Here is a 23,140-nt window from a genome sequence, read left to right as displayed (position 1 = left end):
AAACAGCCACCTGAGAAAGGAGAAACTGTGTGAGCTTTACACTGCAACTTACCGATGGGCAGCTGTTTTCTCAGCCCTTGGGCAAAATCGTCTGCGTCGGCCGCAACTACGCTGACCATGCCAAAGAGCTAAACAACCCGGTGCCGACAGCACCGCTGTTGTTCATCAAGCCGGTAACTAGCGCCGTTAACCTGATCGAGCCATTAACGGTGAATCATCATGACGAGTCCGTTCACTTTGAAACCGAGCTGACCTTACTGATCGGTGAAAAGTTACGCCATGCCAGCCCGGAACAAGCAGAACGCGCCGTGGCAGGCATTGGCTTAGGACTAGATTTAACCCTGCGTCAGTTGCAGTCGCGGCTCAAAGAAAAAGGTCACCCTTGGGAAATTGCCAAGGGCTTTGATGGTGCCTGCCCGCTATCGCCGTTCGTCGCTCTCAGCGCCACACCAGACTGGTCTGCACTGGAGTTTACGCTGTCCATCAACGGTGAGCTGCGTCAGCACGGCTTAAGCTCGGAAATGCTGTTCCCGATTCCACAGCTACTGGCCGAAATGAGCCGCCATTTCACCCTGCTGCCAGGCGATGTGGTACTCACTGGCACTCCCGTAGGCGTCGGCGTCCTTGAAGCGGGCAGCGAGTTAGCCTTCACTCTGAGCAACGGGCAGGACACTCACCTTGAACTCACCACCCGAGTGGCTGATTAACCGAGCCTACGTTTCCCACTCGCTATGCAACAAAAAAGCCGTCGATCGACGGCTTTTTGCTGTGAGGCGTTTTATTCAAGCAGCTGGCTCGGGCAGCGGCAAGGCGCCCTCTGCAATACGACGCTTAAGAATGATGCGAAAGTGCTCTGGGTCATGAGGCGTAAGATCGTGGGCTGGTGGGTCGACATACACAACCAGCAAACGTGACAACCAGTAACGTAACGCCGTCATACATAACATGGTTGGCCACAGCTCACGCTCAGCTGGAGTCAGCGGGCGCTGAGCCAGATACGCCCCAAGCAATACATCATGGCGTTCCGCATTAATCCTGCCATCCGCATCGGTCGCCCAGTCATTAATAACAATGGCCAAGTCAAACAACAAATCACCCGTACAACCATTATAAAAATCGATGAGGCCGCCCAACTGGTCGCCATCATATAGTGTGTTGTCGCGGAACAGGTCGCCATGAATCGCACCTTGCGGCAACACAGCATCCGAAAATGCCTCCTGGTAGCGGTCGACCTCGTCTTTCATCAACATCTGGTCGTCACTGGAGATATAGCTCAGCACCTGCGTGTGCATGGCCTGTAACCAATACACATCACGCGGGTTTGGACGATGCCCAGTAAAGTGCTGCGACACACGGTGCATGCGTCCCAGCGCATCACCCAGCGCCTGACACTGGTTCAGGTTAGGATGTTTGGGATAGGCACCCGGCAAGCGTGGAAACAGCAGCGCAGGCTTTCCGGCCAGGCTGTGTAAAGCAATGCCTTCCCTATCATGCACCGGGCCAGGCACCGGCAGACGATGGTCATCGAGGAAATCCAGCAGGCTGACAAAAAACGGCAGTTCAGCCTTGTCCCCCTGCTCAAACAGCGTCAGCACCAGCTCACGCCGGTCAGTCGTCACGAAAAAGGTGCTATTTTCCGTTCCGGCAGGTACACCTGCCAAAGAAACCAGCGAGCCCACATCATAACGTTCCAGAAACGCCGCTACCTGGGCGTCGTCAAGCGGTGTAAATACAGCCATTTGTCATCCCAACCGGATTTTCCAAGGCGCTTATTGTACCCAACTACATCGCATCACACGACGCATGATACGCCTTCAATACGACTTCGCTCAGCCACAGCAGCGCAAAGCGCCGCCGCAATGCGTATCATAGCGACGATAAAATTTACTCATTACCCCGTTTTCTTTACCCAATTACCTGACGGACACCGACTCATGACCGACACGCCTATCGTACTCGTCGACGGTTCCTCGTACCTATACCGCGCCTTCCACGCCCTACCGCCGCTAACCACTTCGAATGGTCAACCGTCGGGTGCCATTCGCGGCGTGCTTAACATGCTCAAGCGGTTGATCAAAGACTACCCCGCAAGCCCCATGGCAGTCGTGTTTGATGCGCCGGGCAAAACCTTCCGCGACACCATGTTTGATCAGTACAAGGCTAATCGCCCCCCCATGCCTGATGAGCTGCGCGCACAGATCGCCCCGCTGCATGAGTGCGTCAGGGCGCTGGGGCTACCACTGTTATGCATTGACGGGGTAGAAGCTGACGATGTTATCGGCACACTCGCGCGCCTGGCCACCGACGCCGGGCGCGACGCAGTGATCTCCACCGGTGACAAAGACATGGCCCAGCTAGTTAACAGCCATATCACTCTAGTCAACACCATGAAAGATGAAACTCTGGACGTGGCTGGGGTGGAAGAAAAATTCGGCCTGCCACCGTCACTGATCATCGATTTTCTGGCGCTGATGGGCGACAAGGTCGACAACATCCCCGGCGTACCAGGCGTGGGCGAGAAAACCGCACTGGGGCTGCTACAAGGCATGCAAGGCGGTCTTGATACCATTTATGCCGACCTCGACAAGGTAAAAACACTCACGTTTCGCGGCGCAAAAACACTTCCTAAAAAACTCGAAGAGCACCGCGACCAGGCCTATTTATCGTATCAACTTGCGACTATCAAGACCGACTGTGAACTTGAGCACGGGCTGGACGATCTGGCCATTGCCGAGCCCGACCGCGAGGCACTCAAAACGCTCTACCGCCAGCTTGAGTTCAAGGCATGGTTAGCCGAGCTGCTGGAGGGCAACGATGAAGGCGTCGATGACATTGAGCGCGGCACCCCAGTGGAGCCTACCCCCCCTCACCAAGCCAACGCTGATGCGGCGGTAGCGGCAACCAGCAGCGCAGCGCGAACTGACATCATCATCACCGAACAGGTTCAGCTCGACGACTGGCTTGAGCGGCTACGCACCGCTAGGGCGTTCTGTTTTGACCTGGAAACCACCAGCCTGAACTACATGGAAGCCGATATCGTCGGCGTCGGCCTAGCGCTAGAGCCGGGCGAGGCGGCCTATATTCCACTGGGCCACGACTATTTAGACGCTCCCGAGCAGCTCGACCGCAAGGCCGTACTGACCGCCCTGAGTGAGGCGCTCAGTGACGAGCGTATTACCAAAATTGGCCAGAACCTCAAGTACGACATCTCCGTTCTGGCGCGCTACAGCATCGTGGTCAAAGGCCCGCTGATCGACACCATGCTGGAGTCTTATGTTCTCGACTCCACTGCCACTCGCCACGACATGGACTCATTGGCACTGAAGTACCTGGGCGAGACAACCACCTCTTTTGAAGACGTCGCCGGCAAGGGAGCCAAGCAACTCACCTTTAACCAAATCGCGCTAGAACAGGCGGTACCTTACGCCTGCGAAGATGTGGATATCACGCTGCGTCTGCATCAATTATTACGCCCCAGAGTCGACGCTACGGGCCGTTTAGCGACAGTGCTCGACGAGTTAGAGCACCCGCTAATTCGTGTGCTGTCGCGCATGGAACGCCACGGCGTGGCCCTGGACGCCAAACGCCTACACACCCATAGCCAGGAGCTGGGTGAGCGCATCCGCGAACTGGAGACCAGAGCCTATGAGCTAGCCGGACGCGAGTTCAATTTAAGCTCGCCGAAACAGCTGGGCGAAATCCTATTCGAGGAACAGGGCATCCCTGTACTCAAGAAAACGCCCAAAGGAGCGCCCTCTACTGCCGAAGCGGTACTGGAAGAACTGGCACTGGATTACCCACTGCCCAAAGTGATCATGGCGCACCGGGGCTTATCTAAGTTGCGCTCCACTTATACCGACAAACTGCCCAAGCTGGTTGATCCGGCCACCAGCCGTTTACATACCAGCTACCATCAGGCGGTTACCGCCACTGGGCGACTGTCGTCATCCGACCCCAACCTGCAGAACATCCCCATCCGCAATGAAGAAGGTCGTCGCATCCGCCAGGCATTCATCGCTCGGCCCGGCTACCGTATCGTCTCCGCCGACTACTCGCAGATCGAGCTGCGTATCATGGCCCATTTATCGGAAGATAAAGGCTTACTACAGGCCTTTGCCGATGGCCGTGACATTCATGCCGCCACCGCGGCTGAAGTATTCGGCGTAGCACTGGACAAAGTCAGCGCCGATCAGCGTCGCAGCGCCAAAGCCATCAACTTCGGGCTGATTTACGGTATGAGCGCCTGGGGACTGGCCCGCCAGCTGCACATCGAGCAGAGCCAGGCCAAGGTATATATCGAACGTTATTTCGACCGTTATCCTGGCGTAGCGCGCTACATGGAGCGCATTCGTACCCAGGCCGCCGAAGACGGCTTCGTTGAAACCGTCATGGGGCGCCGACTGTACCTGCCGGAGATTCATGCCCAAAACCGAGCCCGCCGCCAAGGTGCCGAGCGCACCGCCATCAACGCCCCGATGCAAGGCACCGCAGCGGATATCATCAAGCGTGCCATGATCGACGTTGACAGCTGGCTGCAGTCCCAGGCGGAAACGAGGAACAGCGACACCTTCGACGCCTGGATGGTCATGCAGGTCCACGATGAGCTGGTCTTCGAGGTCAAAGAAGATCAGGTTGAAGCGTTTATCGCTGAGGTGAAAACGCGGATGCAGGACGCCGCCCAGCTAGACGTGGCGTTAGAGGTAGAAGCCAACCACGGCGCCAACTGGGATGAAGCGCACTGAGCCACGCCAAAATGATGTATAATTTTATTAGCTTTTCTTGAAGCAAACCCGACTAGGCAGCCGCCTGTCACTCTCAGTTCGATACAAGGATGTGTGAAATGAACGTGATACTGCGAACTCTGGCTCTGTCTCTAGCAGCCCTTTTGCTGGCCGGCTGCGGCGGCAGCGACTCTCCTCAGGAGGTCTTAACTGAGTTTTACGAAACCGTCGCCGACAATGACGCCGATAAAGCCATTGACTACGTCTCTACGTCTGGGCTCAAAGAATCAGAAATGAGCATGGCCAAGGGCAAGCTACAGATGATAGTGGGAGAGTTCTACGGTAAGGCCGAAGACAAGGGCGGACTCAAAAACATCGAGATCACCGATGTCACACTCAGTGACGACGAAACTCAAGCTCAGGTCAAGGTCGTGCTGACCTTCGGTAACGGCGAAACCATGCGCAGCACCGACAAACTTGTCAAAGAGGACGGTGACTGGAAACTCAGCCTCTGATCACGTTTGCTCGGCAGTTTGCTCGGCAACTACGGGGGCTTCCCGCTGGGTTGATTCTACTGCTCACTGGCAATGCCTGGGCGCTTGAACACCCACCAGCCCCCGGCGACATGGTCTTCCGCCAAGGCACTGAACCTGTCAGCGATGTGGTGATGGCTATGGACAACAGCGGCTACAGTCATGTAGGCATGCTAGTAGGCGAGCCGGATAATTGGCAGGTGCTTCACGCCATCCCCGAAGCTGGCGTTACCCTTGAGCCACTGGCGAGCTTCATTGCGCCAGAGCAGGCTTCCCTCCATGCTATCTACCACATAGAGGCGAGCCATAAGCTGCGCCAGCAAGCCGTCGCTTTCGCCGAATCTCGACTTGGCGAACCCTTCCGTATCACTGCTCATGACGCCAGTATTGAAATCGATCATGAAGCAAGCCCCAGTACTGGCACCTACTGCACGTTGCTAATCCATGATGCTTGGCTCGCCGCCGGCCTAGACCTACAAGCATCTTTTAAGAGGATTAATATGCCGCTGGCCAGAGGTGACTTCTTACTACCCAGCGGCCTACAGGCATCACCACTAACACACCTTATTTCACAAGATACGATAATCAGCGGTGATAAAAATACAGATAAGCAAGCCCAAACGGAGCAATAAAAACAGCCCATGACCAACACATCAATATGGTGAAAAATTTTACGGGCAACATGATAATGAGCGGAAGAAAAAATACATTGTCGCCCATTATATAACCGACAATCTGCTCATAAACGAAACGGGCATAGGGATAAAGCAACGTGTTAATTACGAAAAATAACACGGCAAAAAGCGGCACAACCTCTCCACTAGCTCGAGTTACCAAAAAATAGAGACAAACCGACAGACCAAGCCCGAATAAAAATTGCCTAAAGTAGTAATGAACAGACAGGCCGCCAAACGTATTAGCAAGCAACGAATGCATAAGATCTTTCCTTCCATGGAATAAAAACACTGAGTAACTAATTCAGCTTAGCTATATAGCACCGACACCTCTCAATATTAACATAAGCTAAACAAGATGAACAGGAGTGCAGCTAGCCTCCAAACCCCAAGGCCCGCAACAGTTAAACTGTCGCGGGCCTTGGCTTCCAGTGCGGGCTGTCAGGCGATTAGCCGTCCAAGCTTAACGCCAGTCGACACGATCAAAGATCTTCACCGCTTCTGGGTTATTGTTGCCCAGCTCGCTGATGTTCAGATCATCTTTTTTAAACTCGCCCCAGCCCATCAGGATTTCATTCATTTCCACCCCATCAACCACTGGGAACTCGTAGTTGCCGCTGGCCAGCAAGTGCTGAGCCTCGTCGGAAGACAGGAACTCCAGGAAGCGCACGGCATTGTCGTGGTTCGGCGCACCTGCCACAACACCGGCACCACCAACGTTGACGTGAACACCACGGTCATCTTGGTTGGGGAACAGGATCTCGACCTTTTCGGCCACTTCACGATCCTTGGCATCATCAGAATTCATCAAGCGTACATAGTAGTAGTGGTTACTAACGGCGACATCACACTCGCCGCTGGCCACACCACGAAGCTGGTCACGGTCACCGCCTTCTGGGCTGCGCGCTAGGTTATCGACCACACCCTGCGCCCACTTCTCAGCCTCTTCCTCACCGTGGTGGGAAATCATGGAAGCCAGCAATGACTGGTTATAGATGCTGTTAGACGAGCGAATACATACCTCGCCCTCAAGCTGCGGATCAGCTAATGCTTCATAGGTGGCAATATCAGCTGGGTCAATTTTTTCCGGGTTGTAGAAGATCACCCGTGCACGCTGGCTGAAGCCAAACCATTTGCCTTCAGGGTGACGCATGGAATCTGGCAGGCGCTCATTAAGCACCTCTGATTCAATGCTATCGAAAATGCCTTCCTGCTCTGCACGCCACAAACGCCCAGCGTCAACCGTCACCATCACATCCGCAGGGCTTGCCGCACCTTCGCGCTTGATGCGCTGGATCAACTGATCAGAATCACCCTGCAGCGCATTAACCTTGATGCCCGTTTCCTCGGTAAACGCGTCATACAGCGCTTGGTCAGAGTCATAGTGGCGCGCGGAGTAAATATTAACTTCTTCAGCGGCCTGCACAGCAAAACTGGCGCTGGTCATGAGAGCAGCTAAGGGCAGGACGATTCGGCGTTGCATTGACATCGGTCACCTCGGGTGGCGTTAAGAGAACTAATGATAACGAGTTGCATTTAGTTTTTTTAATTGAAACGCGTCGCCCTCTTCGCGTCAAGCCCCATTCACATCTCGCCTGATCCTCATCAAAAAACGCCCTCTCGGCCACCACTAAAATAGCCGTACTTTTACAACATAGGCAGTCTCAAGCCCCAAGCACTCCGCTGCCCCCTGATATTCAGAATAAACACGCCCAAAATAGCAACGCACTTAGGAAGCTTTCGCGTTATCATTAGTGGTCAAATCACCAAACGGTCGGGATATCCGCAATGCCCAACAATCAGACAGTGACCAGGCCCGTCGCCCCATCACCTCAGCAGCAAACTGCCACGCCTTCTGCTGCCGATACTGACATACCCGTACTGACGATGCGCAACATACGTCATGCCTATGATGGCGACAAAGGCCACATTGCTGTTGAGCACGTTGACTTGGATATTTTTCCCGGAGAAGTCGTCTGCCTGCTAGGGCCGTCTGGCTGCGGAAAAACTACGCTGCTGCGTATCGTCGCTGGCTTAGAGCAGGTTCAACAAGGCAGCGTCACACTTAACGGCACGGTGGTTGGGCAAGCCGGCATGTACCATCTCCCTCCCGAAAAGCGTAACGTCGGCCTAGCGTTCCAGGAATCTGCCCTGTTTCCCCACCTGAGTGTGCTGGAAAATGTCATTTTCGGGCTTGAATCACTACCTCTCCGGGCACGCAAAGAACGTGCCATGACGCTACTTGAGCAACTAGGCATGGCTCAACATGCAAAAGAATACCCGCATACCCTGTCAGGCGGACAACAGCAGCGCGTAGCACTGGCCCGTGCTCTAGCGCCTTCACCACAATTGATGCTGCTGGATGAACCGTTTTCCAGCCTGGACGCTCGGCTGCGCGATCAAATTCGTGACGACACACTGCATGTGCTAAAAGATGTTGGGGCAGGCGCTCTGCTGGTTACTCACGACCCCGAAGAAGCCATGTTCATGGCGGATCGTATCGCGCTGATGCGCGACGGCCAAATTATTCAGATCGGCACCCCTGAAGAGCTTTACTGCACACCCAACGACCCATTCGTGGTGCGCTTTTTTGGTGAGGTTAACGAGCTGTCAGGTGTCGTCTGGCAAAACCGAGTGATCACACCACTTGGCGACGTCGACGCCCAGGGAATGGAGGATGGCACACACGTGCGCGTCATGATTCGCCCTGAAGCACTCTGTATTAAAGCAATCGACCAAGAGCCTGCTGCCAACCACGACAATGAACACAACAGCCATGTTCTGATGGCGCGCTTATTGGGGCGCACCAGTTTGCTACACATTTGTGCCCACGGTGCTGATGGCAACGAAACGCACATGCACGCTAGAGTGCCAGGCGTGTTTCTTCCCCAAGAAGGCCAACCTATCAACCTAAACTTGGATTGCTCACAGGTGTTCGTCTTTCCTGTCGAAAATAACGGCTTATAATCCCCCCTACTCTCCGGTGCTGCGGCGCGAGCCGCGCATCGCCATACTCAGCAGTACCACCGGAATAATTCCCACCGCAACAATCGCCAATGACGACGTCGCCGCTTCGGCAAGCCGCTCATCTGCCGCTAAATTATGTGCGCGTACCGCTAGCGTATCAAAATTAAACGGACGCAAAATAATCGTCGCTGGCAGCTCTTTCATGACGTCAACAAACACCAGAATACCAGCGGCAAATAAGCTGCCACGCATAATCGGTGTATGTATTCGGCGCAACGTGCCTCCAGCCGTTTTACCCAGCGTTCGCGACGCCGCGTCCATACTGGGCGTAACCTTACCTAAGCTGGCCTCCAGCGCATTAAAAGACACTGCCAGAAAACGCACCACATAGGCATAAATCAGAATGAATGCCGAGCCGCTGAATATTAGCCCAACAATCATGCCGTAATTATCACGAGTGTAGGTATTAAGGGTGTGATCAAGCCAAGCAAAAGGAATCAAGATACCCACCGCAACCACCGAGCCGGGAATCGCATAACCCATCGCAGCAATGCGCGTGGCCGTGCGTGTCAAAGAGCCAGGGTGCAAGCGCGCACCATAGCTAAGCAAAAGCCCGAAACCCACTGCTGCTAGCGCCGCAATCGTTGCCAATATCAAACTATTACCCGCAATCGATACAAACGCACTGCCCAGCAAGCTGTCACCGGTACGCATCGCCATGTGCCCGAGCAAAGCTCCGGGGAGAATGAAACCAATCAATACCGGCGTAACGCACGCCGCGATTGCCGCTACGGCCTTACCGCCACGCAACTCAAAATACTGCAGCTGCTGATAACGACCCGCACTTTGATAATAGCGTCGCTTACCACGCGACCAGCGTTCCAATAGAACAAAAATGATGACAAAAGCCAGCAGACATGCCGCCAGCTGAGCGGCAGCTATCTGCTCACCCATACCAAACCAAGTGCGATAAATGCCGGTAGTAAAGGTGTCCACGCCAAAATACTGCACCGCACCGAACTCATTGAGCGTTTCCATCAGCGCCAGCGATACCCCACCAACAATCGCTGGCCTCGCCAGTGGCACAGCAATAGTTGTGAACAAGCGCCAAGGGCCACGCCCCAGCGTTCGCCCAACATCAAGTACACCAGCCGACTGCTCCAAAAAAGCTGCCCGTGCCAGCATATAAACATAAGGATAAAGCACCATGGTGATCAGCATGGCGGCACCAGGCAAAGAGCGAACATTAGGGAACCAGTAGTCGCCGCGATCCCAGCCAAAGAGTTCTCGCAGTAGCGTCTGCACAGGCCCTGCGTATTGGAAAAAATCCGTATAGGCATAAGCAATGACATACGTGGGTACCGCCAAGGGTAGCAGCATGGCCCACTCAAAAATCTTCCGCCCCGGAAAACGACACATCACCACTAGCCACGCCGTCCCCGTGCCAATGGCAAACGTGCCGATACCTACAGCAATAACCAAAAACAACGTATTCAGCAGATAGCGAGGCAACACTGTACTGGCTAGGTGAGACCAAATATCTCCCGCAGGCATGAAGATATGCACCAAGATCACGATCACTGGTAGCGCCACCACGGCAGCAATACCCAGTGTCAGAATGCTCCATACATCAAAGCGCGGCAGCCGAGACTTCGCCGTAGCAGGCTTGGCAGCAGTGGTTCGAGACACGAGTGACTCCTTGCCGGTGAGTAGAGAAGCAGCCTCGCAATGAGAGCATTTTACCGGCGCGAATATTATCAGTTGAGCCGCTCGACTGCAGCTAGTTGTCACCACTATGCCCGCGCACCAAAACAAGAAAAATGATGTTTTCTAGCACCACATTGGTGCAATAAAATATCTCAAACACTTACCTTCTACGCTGACTCGCTTCGTCTAGCATGAAAGCCAACACTAGAACAAAAATAAATCATAATAAATTCAAACATATACAATATATAATTGAGAAACAAAAAAAATGGCACGGTTTATGCATTTCTATCTGTGTATTCACACTTTTACTGTAAGCACCTGTGTAAAACACGCTGTACCCCGTAAGATGGGAAATCAGCAATGGTCGCAAGGCGCGACCTAGCCGGTGCTTTTTTGCAGAGACATTTTTGCCTTACGCTCACTCTGGAGGATGTTCATGTCCGACAAGACACTCGCCCTTATCGAAGAACACAACGTCAAATGGGTTGATCTACGCTTCACCGATACCTGTGGCAAAGAACAGCACGTGACCATTCCGGCCAGTGCTGTCGATGAAGAGTTTTTCGAGAACGGCCAGATGTTCGATGGCTCATCGATTCGCGGCTGGAAAGGAATCAACGAATCCGACATGATCCTGCGCCCAGATGATGGCACAGCTTTCCTCGATCCGTTCACTGACGACACCACACTGATTTTGCGCTGCGACATCATTGAGCCTGTCACCATGCAGGGCTATGAGCGCGACCCACGCTCCATTGCCAAACGTGCCGAGGCGTTTCTGCAGGCCACTGGACTGGGCGACACGGCTTTTTTTGGCCCAGAGCCTGAGTTTTTCATCTTTGATGAGGTGCACTGGAAAACTGACGTGCAAGGCACCATGTTCAAGATTTCCTCTGAGGAAGGAGCCTGGGCTACCGACAGTGTGGTTGAAGGCGGCAATCACGGCCACCGACCGCGCCTCAAGGGGGGCTATTTCCCCGTGCCTCCGGTCGACAGTTTCCAGGATATTCGTGGTGCCATGTGTAATACCCTAGAAGCCATCGGTCAAAGCGTTGAGGTTCACCACCATGAAGTGGCTAACGCAGGGCAGAACGAGATCGGGGTTAAATTCAATACCCTGGTTAAGAAAGCCGATGAAGTTCAGGAAATGAAGTACGTTATCCACAATGTGGCTCATGCCTACGGCAAGACTGCCACCTTCATGCCTAAGCCTCTGGTGGGTGATAACGGCAGCGGTATGCATGTACACCAGTCGTTCTGGAAAGATGGCGTCAACCAGTTCGCCGGTGATCAGTATGCCGGGCTCTCTGATATGGCCCTGTATTACATCGGCGGCGTAATCAAGCATGCGCGCGCCCTGAATGCCTTCTGCAACGCCTCCACCAACTCCTACAAGCGTTTGGTGCCAGGCTTTGAAGCACCGGTCATGCTGGCCTATAGTGCTCGCAACCGCTCAGCGTCGATCCGTATCCCTTACACCGCCAGCCCCAAGGGCAAGCGTGTTGAAACGCGTTTCCCTGACCCAACCGCCAATCCATACCTGTGCTTCGCGGCACTGCTGATGGCGGGTATCGACGGTATCAAAAACAAGATTCACCCCGGCGATGCGATGGATAAAAACCTTTATGACCTGCCGCCGGAAGAAGGCAAGGCCATCCCTACCGTGGCCGAAAGCCTAGACCAGGCACTGGTTGCGCTCGATACCGATCGCGCCTTCCTCACCGAAGGCAATGTGTTTACCGACGATATGATCGACGCCTATATCGCCCTCAAGGAAACTGAGGTTGAGCGACTGCGCATGGCAACTCACCCAGTCGAATTCGACATGTACTACAGCTGTTAATTATTGGCTAAGCCAATCAGCTGAAAACAAAGGGCACCTGACGGTGCCCTTTTTTCATGCTCGCCGTAGTTAATAGTTAACTAATCAACATATCGCCACCCAACCCCAAGGCAAAGCCCAGTACCGCACCTAAAGGCGGCGCCCAGTGCTGATCAAGCCGCGCTTCGGGGGCTAAATCCTGAAAGATCGAATAAAGAATCCCGCCCGCGGCAAACAGCATGATGCCTGATACCAACTGAGGGTAGTGCGACAACCAAAACAAGCCGCTAAGACCGGCGACTGGCCCAAGTAATGCCATCGCGGTAAACGTTAGCAGCAGCCGATACCTGCTGTAGCTTGTAGAGCGCCCCAGCTCTTGAATGGCACTGAAGCCCTCTGGAAGGTTCTGTAGTGCCATCAGCGCGGCCAGCAGTACACCGCCTTCACCGCTCAATGCAAAGGCTGCACCCAACGCCAGCGCCTCGGGAACGAAGTCCGCTAGCATCGCCGCCAATTGGCTAGCTTGGGTACCACTACGCTGAAGCCACACATCCAACCCCATGAACCCCAGGCCTCCGGCCAGCAAACACCCAACAGCTATCGGCATCTCCAGCTCAGCAGACCCTTCTGGCACCAACACCAGTGCCACGGCTGATAACAGCGCACCGCCACCAAATGCGACAATGCCGTGCCTTAATTCGCTATCCAACCAGGCAGGGCCAAGCCGACCGACGCCCGACAACCACCCCCCCAAAGGCATGGCCATACCCGCCATCAACGTCAACAATATCACCGTATGCCAGCTTTCCATGGATAGCGTCTCCCGTGTTTGTGTGCGCCAAGCAACTATACTACTAATACATCATCGAAAAGTGATGACTGGGCCAAGGAGGGCCCCCAGATGAGTCATAAAACTCACCCGCTATCCTCTCGCCTCACGCTTATCGGTACGATGCTCTGCGCCACTATTTTTCCGCTGAGCTTACTGCCTAACCAACAGGCTCAGGCCCAGAGTATCTATCAAACAACAGACAAGCATGGCAATGTCGCCTTTACTGACAACCCTCATCACGGCGGCACACGTATCCACCTTTCACCACTGCCACTGCTCCCCTCCATGGCGCCACAACAAATAGCGCCCATCGCTGCATCACAACCCATGCCTGAGGCGAACCAGGCACAAGCTAGCCCAGGCCAGCCGTTCATGCCCTACGACACCTTCGCCATTAATACACCGGCCAACAACCAAACCTTGCCACAAGGTGCCGCTGGCAACGTTCAAGTGTTATTGAACATCCGTCCGACCTTACGCAAGGACCACCAGACACGTCTGTTGCTAAACGGCAACGTCAGTCAAAGCGCCATGCACACCACCACCTTCATGCTGTCGAATCTTAGCCGCGGCTCACACCAGCTACAGGCTGAGTTACTTGATGCTTCTGGCACCGTACGACACCGCACACCGGCACAAACATTACACGTTCACCGAGCCAGCATTCATATGCCGCATAACCCCAACAATCCCAACGCCTCTCCCCGCCCTGTCATAAAACCCACACATTAAGCATGTACCAACGCCAAATGTTCAGGTATTACTGATCACCCAGCCTGCTCTTCATAGCCAGCCAAACCATGAACTCTCGGGACCAACACTTAGGCATGTACCAACGCCTGCTAGAACACATGTCCACCGCTGTCTTGCTACTCAATGACCAATTACAGCTACAGTGGATGAACCCAGCAGCCGAGGCGCTACTGGCGCTCAGCCTTGCTCGGGTTCGCGCTCAAGCATTACTTGAGCTGATCCATGTCGATGAGACTATCGGCGAACGTCTTTCCCAGTCACTGCGGGAGCGTCACCCTTTTACCCAGCGCGAAGCACGGCTGACACTTGCCACCGGTGACACCCTAACGGTTGATTACACGGCCTCGCCGATCAGCGAACATGAGTTGCTGCTAGAAGTAGAGCCTCGGGATCGGCTGCTACGAATCTCTCGCGAAGAAGCACTCCAGGCGCGACAAGAAACCATCAAAATACTGACACGCGGACTGGCCCACGAGGTCAAAAATCCACTGGGCGGCATCCGTGGCGCAGCCCAGCTGCTCGAACGTGACCTGCAAGACCCTGCCCAGGCCGAGTTTACCCATATCATCATTGAAGAAGTGGATAGGCTCCGCGACCTAGTCGACTCCATGCTCGGCCCCAACCACGTTGTTCGCCACAGCGCGCTGAACATTCACCGGGTACTTGAGCACGTGGCGGTCTTGTTGACGGCGGAATACCCTTGCATCAACATCATCCGCGACTACGACCCCAGCCTGCCTGCGCTTCACGGCGATGAGTCCCAACTGATTCAGGCCATACTCAATATCATGCGCAATGCCGCACAAGCCATGATTGAAGGCACCACTGAGCAGCCCGAACTGGTGCTTCGCACGCGAGCACGCCGCCAATTCACCCTGGGTGCCAAACGTCACCGTCTGGTCTGTAAAGTGGCCATTATCGATAATGGCCCAGGTATTTCCGACGGTTTTGGAGAAACCCTGTTTTATCCCATGGTGTCTGGTCGTGCTGAAGGTAGCGGCCTGGGGCTATCCATTGCCCAGTCAATCCTGCACCAGCACCACGGACTCATCGAATACGAATCACGCCCCGGCCACACCGAGTTTCGCCTGCTGATTCCCCTGGAGACACCCCATGACTGATGTCGCCCACGTTTTGGTCGTTGATGACGACCGCACCATCCGCTGGGTACTTGAGCGCGCGCTTGATCAGCCAGACTTAAACGTCGAATGCGTGGACCGCGCCGAAACCGCATTAACCAAACTGCTAGCAGACCCACCCGACGTGCTACTGACGGATATTCGTATGCCAGGCATCAACGGCCTCGACCTGCTAGCGCGAGTACGCGACGCGCAGCCAGAGCTGCCCGTTATCGTGATGACAGCGCACTCCGACCTTGATAGCGCAGTCGCCTCTTATCAGGGCGGTGCTTTCGAGTATCTCCCCAAGCCGTTCGATGTCGACGATGCCCTAGCGCTGGTACGGCGTGCAGTGGCTCATGCCCGAGAGCGCAAACAGCCACTGGCGGCCCCCGAAGACCAAGACGCCGAAATCATTGGCGCAGCACCTGCTATGCAAGAAGTCTTTCGCGCCATCGGCCGCCTCTCTCAGTCGCATATCACGGTACTAATCAATGGCGAGTCAGGAACAGGTAAAGAGCGCGTGGCTAAGGCACTACACCAACACAGCCCTCGCGCCGCTCAACCATTCATTGCACTGAACATGGCAGCTATTCCGCGCGACTTAATTGAGTCCGAACTGTTCGGCCATGAGAAAGGGGCGTTTACGGGTGCCACCGCACAGCGCCAAGGCCGCTTCGAGCAGGCCAACGGCGGCACGCTGTTTCTCGATGAAATCGGCGATATGCCTGCCGAAGCCCAAACCCGACTGCTGCGAGTGCTAGCCGATGGGGAGTTCTATCGAATCGGTGGTCATATTCCGGTGCAAGTCGACGTACGTATCATCGCCGCGACCCATCAAAATCTCGAAACACGGGTAAGTGAAGGCCATTTTCGCGAAGACTTGTTTCACCGCCTTAATGTCATTCGCGTACGCTTACCCACACTGGCCGAACGCCGCGAAGACATACCACTGCTCGCTCGCCACTTCTTGAGCGAAGCCGCCCGCGAGCTAGCCAGCGAAACCAAAGTTCTCACCGAAACTGCCGAACGCGAGCTTACCCGCATGCCATGGCCCGGCAACGTGCGCCAACTGGAAAATACCTGTCGCTGGCTTACTGTCATGGCCTCGGGGCGTGAAATTCTAGTGGAAGACTTACCGCCCGAACTGCTGGACAGCAATCAACCCACACCCACGCAGAATACCGCAACAGCAACACCTGATGACTGGCAGAAAACACTGAGTCACTGGGCGGAACAAGCCCTGAATGAGGGTAAGGATTCCCTGCTGCAACACGCGGTCGCAGACGCCGAGCGAGTACTGATCCGCGCCGCACTCAAGCATACCGGCGGTCGCAAGGGCGAAGCTGCCGAGCACCTCGGCTGGGGGCGCAACACCCTGAGCCGCAAACTCAAGGTGCTACTACCCGAGTTATCGGATGACTAGCTGTTGCCCCGCCCCCGCCACAACCGCATGGGGTCTCTAGCGAGCCAACGGCTGGGTGCGCTTTTCAAGCCAAGCCAGCGCCTCGCCTTCAAGCTTAGGCGTCAACCGCTCTCTAACATCAGCGTGATAGTCATTCAGCCAAGCAATTTCATCGTCAGACAATAGCGCAGGATTGATAGGACGCGTATCAATAGGACATAGCGTCAACGTTTCAAAGCGCAAAAAATCGCCAAACTGACTGTCATCCGCTGGGCGGTTGGCAGCCAGGTTCTCGATACGAATACCCCACTGACCCGGACGATAAAGACCGGGCTCTATTGAGGTAATCATGCCTGACTGCATAGCACCTTGGGGAGTGGCCGGCGCATGCCAGGAAATCACCTGAGGGCCTTCATGCACATTCAAAAAATAGCCCACCCCATGACCCGTGCCGTGGCCATAATCGCGCCCAGTGGCCCAAAGCGGTGCTCGCGCAATGGCATCCAGCTGTGGCCCGGGAATACCCCGCGGAAACTGAGCCCGCGAGAGCGAAATTGTGCCCTTAAGCACCAACGTATAATCATCACGCTGCAAGTCGCTGGTCTCGCCCACTGGCACAACTCGGGTAATATCCGTGGTGCCACCAAGGTACTGACCGCCAGAATCAATCAGCAACAACCCGTTGCCTTTGATCTGTGAGTACTGCTGTTCGGTCGCGCGGTAGTGGGGCAATGCCCCGTTAGCATTGAAGCCAGCAATCGTGTCAAAACTGCGGCTAACAAAATGCGGCCGCCGAGCACGCGCTGCGGTGAGCTGCTCATCCACATCTAACTCCGTCAACACCTCACCACGCGCCAACGCGGCCTCCAACCATGCAAAAAATTCACACAACGCAGCACCGTCTTCTTCCATGGTACGGCGAACATGGTCAAGCTCAGCGTCGGTCTTACATCCCTTGGCCAAAGTGCTGGGCTGAAACGCCTCACAGAGGGCCGCGCCTTCAGGCAGCGCTTTGCGCGTTGCCAACGAGATACGCGCCGGGTCTAGCAAAATGCGTGACGTCGCTGAAAGCTGGCTGAGTCGGGGCGCCCATTCGCTGTAGTCAGCGACATCAATGCCATCCTCACCCAGCGCCGACATCAACGAGGCATCCAACTTACTGGGCATTACAAACAACGTGGCACCCTGCTGGCCAACCAGCAAATGCGACAGAAATACCGGATTAAACGCAACATCGCTGCCACGCAGCTGGGTCAGCCAGGCAATATCATCTAGGGTAGAAACCAAGTGCCAGTCCGCGCTTTTCTCGGCCATGGCCTCACGCAACTGGGCTAAACGCGTGCTACGCGGCTCATCCAGCCACTCCTGCGCATGGGCATAAATTGGCGCTTGCGGCAAAGCGGGGCGTTGCGGCCAAATCGCATCTAACAAATCCGGCCCGTGACGACGACGAATGCCTGCCGGTGCTAAATAGTCCGCCAGCTTTCGCGCCATGGCCAACGAGACTACCGCTGGGTCAAAGCCCACACACTGGCCCTCCTCCAACGATTCGGCCAGCCAGTGCATCGGCGCATCCGACTGGCCTGGCTGTAACTTCATCAGCGAAATGCCGCTGCCTGCCAGTTGCGCCTCAGCCTGTTCCCAGTAGCGGCTGTCTACCCACAGCCCCGCATCTTGCTGAGTGACGATTAAAGTCCCTACCGAGCCATCAAAACCCGACAGCCAAGCTCGCCCCGCCCAATGCTCCGGCAAATACTCTGAGCTGTGGGGGTCAGAAGATGGCAGCCACCAAGCATCTATGTCGTTCTTCTGCATAGCCTCACGCAGATCGGCAAGCCGCTGGGCTGCTGGAAACGTTGCGTTGTTACTCATCTATTGCACTCCTGTCGTTACCCGCAGATGGGACAGTGAAGGCTGCGTCGCCATTTTCTAAAGTCATCAGAAAATGGGCAGCATTAGCGAATCATACCTGTCATCATCGCGCTCAGCAGCGCCTACAAGCAACTGCTGCCGCAGAGCTGACTAGGCGAGTGGCACCGTAACGGCGAGAATACAGGCTTCAAGGAGAACACTCTGCATGACGCAAATGAGCTGGCAGCGCTTACTTGATCCAACACGGTTGCACGATACTCGGGGTGCGCTTCCCGAAGAACCAGGCCGCAGTCCCTTTCACAAGGATCACGATCGTATCGTGTTTTCTGGGTCATTCCGCCGCCTGGGCCGCAAAACGCAGGTTCACCCGCTAACCGAAAACGACCACATCCATACACGCCTCACCCATTCACTGGAAGTTGGGTGTGTCGGTCGCTCGCTGGGCATGAGTGTTGGCGAAGCACTTCACCACCGGCTGCCCGAAGCTATCACCCCAGCGGACCTAGGCGTTATCGTCCAGGCAGCTTGTCTAGCGCATGATATTGGCAACCCGCCCTTTGGGCACGCGGGCGAATATGCCATTCGCGACTGGTTCAAGAGTGCAAACATCAACGGCAGCGGCTTACTTGATGGCCTGTCTGAAGACGAGCGCCACGACCTGCTGACTTACGAAGGCAATGCTCAAGGTTTCCGCATCGTCACCCAGATTGAATACAATCAGTTTCGTGGCGGCATGCGCCTAACCACAGCAACCTTGGGCACTTTGCTGAAATACCCGTGGACCGTCTCGCATGGCGGCAAAGCAGGCAAGTTTGGTGCCTACCAAAGTGAGGCGCCACTGCTATCCGAGCTAGCTGACCGCCTTGGCCTAATATCACAAGGGGCGCAACGCTGGTGCCGTCACCCACTGGCCTGGCTGGTCGAAGCCGCTGACGATATCTGCTACGCGCTGCTCGACCTAGAAGACGGCCTAGAGATGGAGATTCTGGACTACAGCGAAGTCGCCGACGTGCTGATCCAAATTGCTGGAGGCGCACCCAGCGACTACCTTGCCATGCAAGAACAGGGGGCTTCCCGCCGCCGTCTCGTTGCAGCACTGCGTGGCGCCGCCATGGAGCGTGCTGTCAGCGACGTTAGCGACGTGTTTGTCCAGTACGAACACGAACTGCTAAGCGGCAGCCTACAACAGGATCTGTTGGCATTGTGTCATCCTGACCTGGACTGGGGCGTTAAGGCGGCTAAACAGCTGGCCCGCGAGCGTATCTTCCGCAACGAACGCAAAGCTAAACTGGAAATTGGCGCTTACACCACCCTGGGTATTTTACTGGAAGCGTTTATTGGCGCAGCCCACGAGCTGCACCATACCGGCAGCTCATCCTTCAAGCATGAGCGCGTATTGGCGCTAATTGGCGAAAATACCCCGCTGCCTTCTTGGTCGCTCTACGATAGCTACCGGCGTATGCTGGACTTCATTGGCGGCATGACAGACCACTTTGCCGTTGATCTAGCCCAGGAAATGGGCGGGCGACTGCGTGGCTACTGACCGTGTTATAAAAATGGCGATTAACGTGCCACAGACCATCAGAGCATCGAAACCATGCTAAATCTACTGTTAAAACGCCTTAACGCACTACTTGTCGCACTGCTGTTCAGCCACTCAGCCATGGCAGACATTCCAGCCATTCAAGCGGAAGGTTTTACGAGCTATACCCTTGCTTTAACTTGGCACGGCGGCTTCTGTGAAAGCCGCTCACGCCCACCGCGCGAATGTCGCAATGCCTCGTTGTCCCGCGGGGCTGACGACGGCTTTGTGCTCCATGGGCTGTGGCCGTCTCTGCCTCAACGACTACGCGAACAAGGCGTTACAGCCAGCCAATGGCGTAAAAAAGGCTGTTTTCTGGAATCTCCGCGCCCTAGCGGCAGCTTTTGCCGCAACCCACCATTAGCACTTTCCAGCAACCTCAGCGATGCGCTTGACTACAGCATGCCAGGCCGCGCCAGCTGTTTGGGCCGCTACCAGCACGCCAAACACGCGGCCTGTCTTGGCATCACTGCCGACGACCTGTTCGATACCTCAGTCGCGCTAGTAGAAACCGTCAACAACAGTGATTTTGGTACCTTTGTTCGTGATAACAGTGGCCACAGCGTCGACAGAAACGCGCTGATTGATGCTTTCGAAAACGCCTTTGGGCAAGGTACGGGGCGGGCTCTTCACCTAACATGCGGTGGGCGAGGTAAAGGCACACTGACTGAGGTGCGCATTGGTATTCATGCCGATCAACTCACCCGCTTCCCCGCGCGAAACAGCCTGATGCACTTGAACCGCGGCAACTGCGCACGACAAATCAAACTACCAGCCCCTAGGTGAGCAGCAGGCTTATTGGTCAGCCCAAGCCTCACAAAGCCTCCTGACGCCGCTGCAGCGCGGCGATTATTTCACGGTGGGTGGCAGGGTCCATGTCTGGCCCTTGCCAGCGCCTGAGTTGGCCAGCCAGCCCCTCTCCACTGACAACCCATAGCTCACTATGAGGTTCAGCCGGAAGCTCCGCCGCAACAACCTGCCAGCCGGGCAGCACCAGCACTCCCTGTACTGGCACGGTTTTACGCAACTCACGCTCTAACCAGACTGCCAGCCAACGCGTGGACTGAAGCGCCTCTTGCATCGGACGGCGCTCGTTCCAGCTACCAAACCGTAACCGCTGATGCTCTACCGTTACGATGTTATGTGACACGCCATCCAAACTAACGCTCGGCGTTCGGGCGCGGGTCTCAATAACAAATACACGGTTAGGTGTAACAACCACATGCCCTAGCGTGCGAAATTTTCCAGGCAGCCCCTTAAACACCACGTAGGGGTGCGACTCGGGGCGAATCAACCGTTTGAGCTCTTCACCCACGGCAAGCTCACAGGAAAGGCCGAGCTTAAGCCGCGTGATTTTCTGAAAATCACGAATCAGCCGCAGCCCGAAAACAAGCGCCAGTACGCTGATCAATGCGCCAATCATGGCCCACTCCAGCCATATCTGCTCGCTGGCAAATAGCATGCGCCCCATGCCATAAACCAATGGTGACAAAATGAGAATTGGCCCCAGGGCACCATTGATAAACAGACTTACAAAACATCGATCAAGGCGCTCGCGCAGTGTCTGCCCCGATTCATCAAGTGGTTGGGTATCGAAGGGAGAAAACGGCTGACTGCTCAGCAAATGACGCAGCGTTAACACAGCCGCACCGGTTGCAGCCAGCGGGAACAGAAACAACAGCGGCAGAAGGTACTCGAACCAAACCATGACGCTATGCCTTTATTCAGGAACACGGGCATGTTAGCCCAGTTATATGATCAGCCCACCTGAGCCTGACCATCGACTACTCTATTACCCACCGCTGAGCTTAACCCGATAACCACGCTGCTCTAGCTCAGTCTTGAGCACGTCACGTTGGTCACCCTGAATTTCAATCACACCCTCTTTCAGGGCGCCTCCCGTGCCACAGCGTTTCTTGAGTGCTTTGGCCAACGTTTTCAGCGCCTCATCCGCCAGCGGCACACCCTCAATTAACGTTACGCCTTTACCTTTACGCCCCTTGGTTTCACGGCGCAGCCGCACAATGCCGTCCAATGCTGCCAGACGCTGCTGTTCAGCATTCTCATCGCAACGGCACTGGCCTATGGACTCGCGGCACTCAGGGCAGATATCGCCATGTTCCGTGGAATAAACTAGCCCGCGCAGCTGATCCTGCATTGACGCCATGCACTACCTCTTTTGCTTTCCAATAGTCAAAAATAATCAGCGAAACTCAGCCGGAAGACAGCAGCTGGCGCGTATTGGTCAGGCGTGCAACGACTGTCGGGAGCTGCAACATGCTGGTAATCATGATGGCGCCTTCCGGTGTCGGCTCAACATCAGGAAAACGATTAAGGTGTACCACCACACAGCCGGCATCCAGCGCCGCCTTCACACCAACTAGTGCGTCATCAATGGCGACACAGTCTTGTGGATGATAGCCCATTTTATTCGCCGCATACTGGTAAAGGCCAGGGTCAGGCTTCCAGCAGCCCACTTCATACGCGCTAAACAGGTTGTCTCCAAACGCACGTTCAAGTGCCGTAGCGCTCAGCGAAGTACGCACTTTTCTTAGTGGCCCATTGGTCACCACCCCCATAGGATGCCCAACCAGCGCTGCCAAGGCTTCGGCGGCACCATCTATCATTTCAAGATCAACCGCCAGCCGCCGATCAAGATTGGCGCGCATGCGCTGCTCAAGCATCTTGAGGCGGTCAGCGTCCACACGGCCATAACGAGCTTCCAGCGTTGCCACGATATGGCGAAAACGCGCGCCACGAAACTCACCAACATAGTCACTGGCCCGAAACGGCAGCCCGGCCTCTGTCAGGCTATGCTCCATTTCTTCCGCCAACAGCGGCTCGCTGTCGACAAGGGTGCCGTCACAATCAAAAAGCAGACAGAGCGGGCGGACCATTGGCAGACCTCTCGGCATCAAGGGGCGTAGTTAATACCCAACCAAAACGTTTCGGGCATTGAGACTACTCATTAAAGACCAGTTTCAGCATTTTGTGAACAGTGTTTTTAAATGAAATCTGTCAATTCTTCTAGCGTATTCAATATTGTTCAAACACGCCACTTTGACCAACAACGCAACACTCGTCCATTGCCGCACAGCACATACCAGCGAACAAGGTTAGCAGACCACTTAATGTTATGTTATAACGTTTA

20 protein-coding genes are annotated in these 23,140 nt (G+C 55.2%); 11 read left to right on the top strand and 9 right to left on the bottom strand.

The genetic code is table 11. The annotated features are described in order from the left end of the window. The first annotated feature begins 29 nt into the window (after positions 1-29). On the top strand, positions 30-707 hold the full coding sequence (locus tag H616_RS0101310; RefSeq protein ID WP_051233877.1) for a fumarylacetoacetate hydrolase family protein: 678 nt from the start codon (positions 30-32) through the stop codon (positions 705-707). 75 nt (positions 708-782) lie between these two features. Here H616_RS0101310 and H616_RS0101305 read toward each other — a convergent pair whose 3' ends face one another. Continuing rightward, a complete protein-coding gene (locus tag H616_RS0101305; protein ID WP_027965746.1) occupies positions 783-1,739 on the bottom strand; it encodes a homoserine kinase in 957 nt (318 codons plus the stop codon). A gap of 195 nt (positions 1,740-1,934) precedes the next feature. On the opposite strand from H616_RS0101305, the gene polA reads away from it, so the two are divergent. The 3 genes from polA to H616_RS13930 all read left to right on the top strand — a co-directional run bounded on the left by polA (position 1,935) and on the right by H616_RS13930 (position 5,886). Further along, a complete protein-coding gene (polA, locus tag H616_RS0101300; protein WP_027965745.1) occupies positions 1,935-4,742 on the top strand; it encodes a DNA polymerase I in 2,808 nt (935 codons plus the stop codon). Between the two features lie 98 nt (positions 4,743-4,840). Next, positions 4,841-5,236 (top strand): DUF4878 domain-containing protein, encoded by a 396-nt coding sequence (locus H616_RS15175; protein WP_051233875.1) that lies wholly within the window; start codon positions 4,841-4,843, stop codon positions 5,234-5,236. Positions 5,237-5,286: 50 nt separating this feature from the next. Continuing rightward, entirely contained in the window at positions 5,287-5,886 is a 600-nt protein-coding gene (locus tag H616_RS13930; RefSeq protein ID WP_051233873.1) for a YiiX/YebB-like N1pC/P60 family cysteine hydrolase, read from the top strand. Here the strand turns inward: H616_RS13930 and H616_RS0101285 are convergent. Both H616_RS0101285 and H616_RS0101280 read right to left on the bottom strand, forming a co-directional pair. Then, the gene (locus H616_RS0101285) at positions 5,840-6,190 is read right to left on the bottom strand and encodes a hypothetical protein (protein ID WP_027965744.1); all 351 of its coding nucleotides are present in this window, start codon (positions 6,188-6,190) and stop codon (positions 5,840-5,842) included. The genes H616_RS13930 and H616_RS0101285 overlap by 47 nt on opposite strands. Before the next feature lie 201 nt (positions 6,191-6,391). Next, a complete protein-coding gene (locus tag H616_RS0101280) occupies positions 6,392-7,411 on the bottom strand; it encodes a Fe(3+) ABC transporter substrate-binding protein (protein ID WP_420835253.1) in 1,020 nt (339 codons plus the stop codon). A 305-nt stretch (positions 7,412-7,716) separates the two neighbouring features. Between H616_RS0101280 and H616_RS0101275 the strand changes: the two genes are divergently transcribed. Further along, the gene (locus tag H616_RS0101275) at positions 7,717-8,895 is read left to right on the top strand and encodes an ABC transporter ATP-binding protein (protein ID WP_051233871.1); all 1,179 of its coding nucleotides are present in this window, start codon (positions 7,717-7,719) and stop codon (positions 8,893-8,895) included. Positions 8,896-8,901: 6 nt separating this feature from the next. Here the strand turns inward: H616_RS0101275 and H616_RS0101270 are convergent, their stop codons facing one another. Then, on the bottom strand, positions 8,902-10,539 hold the full coding sequence (locus tag H616_RS0101270; RefSeq protein WP_420835254.1) for an ABC transporter permease: 1,638 nt from the start codon (positions 10,537-10,539) through the stop codon (positions 8,902-8,904). Positions 10,540-11,041: 502 nt separating this feature from the next. On the opposite strand from H616_RS0101270, the gene glnA reads away from it, so the two are divergent. Then, on the top strand, positions 11,042-12,448 hold the full coding sequence (gene glnA / locus H616_RS0101265) for a glutamate--ammonia ligase (RefSeq protein WP_027965740.1): 1,407 nt from the start codon (positions 11,042-11,044) through the stop codon (positions 12,446-12,448). Between the two features lie 76 nt (positions 12,449-12,524). Here the strand turns inward: glnA and H616_RS0101260 are convergent, their stop codons facing one another. Next, complete coding sequence (locus tag H616_RS0101260) at positions 12,525-13,238, bottom strand: ZIP family metal transporter (protein ID WP_027965739.1); 714 nt, start codon at positions 13,236-13,238, stop codon at positions 12,525-12,527. A 90-nt stretch (positions 13,239-13,328) separates the two neighbouring features. Here H616_RS0101260 and H616_RS0101255 point away from each other — a divergent pair, with 90 nt between their 5' ends. From H616_RS0101255 to glnG, 3 genes are all read left to right on the top strand, one after another. Beyond that, positions 13,329-13,991, top strand: coding sequence for a DUF4124 domain-containing protein (locus tag H616_RS0101255; RefSeq protein WP_240470510.1), 663 nt, complete (start codon positions 13,329-13,331; stop codon positions 13,989-13,991). 95 nt (positions 13,992-14,086) lie between these two features. Next, the gene (gene glnL / locus H616_RS0101250; RefSeq protein WP_027965737.1) at positions 14,087-15,133 is read left to right on the top strand and encodes a nitrogen regulation protein NR(II); all 1,047 of its coding nucleotides are present in this window, start codon (positions 14,087-14,089) and stop codon (positions 15,131-15,133) included. Continuing rightward, positions 15,126-16,556 carry a nitrogen regulation protein NR(I) gene (glnG, locus tag H616_RS0101245; RefSeq protein WP_027965736.1) on the top strand — a complete coding sequence of 477 codons (1,431 nt, stop codon included), beginning with the start codon at positions 15,126-15,128 and terminating at the stop codon, positions 16,554-16,556. Before glnL ends, glnG begins: the two co-directional genes overlap by 8 nt. Before the next feature lie 36 nt (positions 16,557-16,592). On the opposite strand, the gene H616_RS0101240 is transcribed toward glnG, so the two are convergent. Then, the gene (locus H616_RS0101240; protein ID WP_027965735.1) at positions 16,593-18,407 is read right to left on the bottom strand and encodes an aminopeptidase P family protein; all 1,815 of its coding nucleotides are present in this window, start codon (positions 18,405-18,407) and stop codon (positions 16,593-16,595) included. 205 nt (positions 18,408-18,612) lie between these two features. On the opposite strand from H616_RS0101240, the gene H616_RS0101235 reads away from it, so the two are divergent. Both H616_RS0101235 and H616_RS0101230 read left to right on the top strand, forming a co-directional pair. Beyond that, positions 18,613-19,950, top strand: a complete 1,338-nt coding sequence (locus tag H616_RS0101235; protein WP_027965734.1) for a deoxyguanosinetriphosphate triphosphohydrolase — start codon at positions 18,613-18,615, stop codon at positions 19,948-19,950. A gap of 54 nt (positions 19,951-20,004) precedes the next feature. Beyond that, positions 20,005-20,775 (top strand): ribonuclease T2 family protein, encoded by a 771-nt coding sequence (locus tag H616_RS0101230; RefSeq protein ID WP_051233869.1) that lies wholly within the window; start codon positions 20,005-20,007, stop codon positions 20,773-20,775. A gap of 28 nt (positions 20,776-20,803) precedes the next feature. Here the strand turns inward: H616_RS0101230 and H616_RS0101225 are convergent, their stop codons facing one another. The 3 genes from H616_RS0101225 to H616_RS0101215 form a co-directional block, all read right to left on the bottom strand. After that, a complete protein-coding gene (locus H616_RS0101225) occupies positions 20,804-21,697 on the bottom strand; it encodes a nuclease-related domain-containing protein (protein WP_027965732.1) in 894 nt (297 codons plus the stop codon). A gap of 84 nt (positions 21,698-21,781) precedes the next feature. After that, complete coding sequence (locus tag H616_RS0101220) at positions 21,782-22,156, bottom strand: translation initiation factor Sui1 (RefSeq protein WP_027965731.1); 375 nt, start codon at positions 22,154-22,156, stop codon at positions 21,782-21,784. A 46-nt stretch (positions 22,157-22,202) separates the two neighbouring features. Next, positions 22,203-22,886: an HAD family hydrolase gene (locus H616_RS0101215; protein ID WP_027965730.1), complete on the bottom strand. Its 684-nt coding sequence runs from the start codon at positions 22,884-22,886 to the stop codon at positions 22,203-22,205. Positions 22,887-23,140 lie beyond the last annotated feature (254 nt).

This window comes from Halomonas halocynthiae DSM 14573 (assembly GCF_000425725.1).
In the GTDB taxonomy this organism is placed as follows: Bacteria; Pseudomonadota; Gammaproteobacteria; order Pseudomonadales; family Halomonadaceae; genus Halomonas; species Halomonas halocynthiae.
This window is presented reverse-complemented; position numbering and strand designations above follow the sequence as displayed.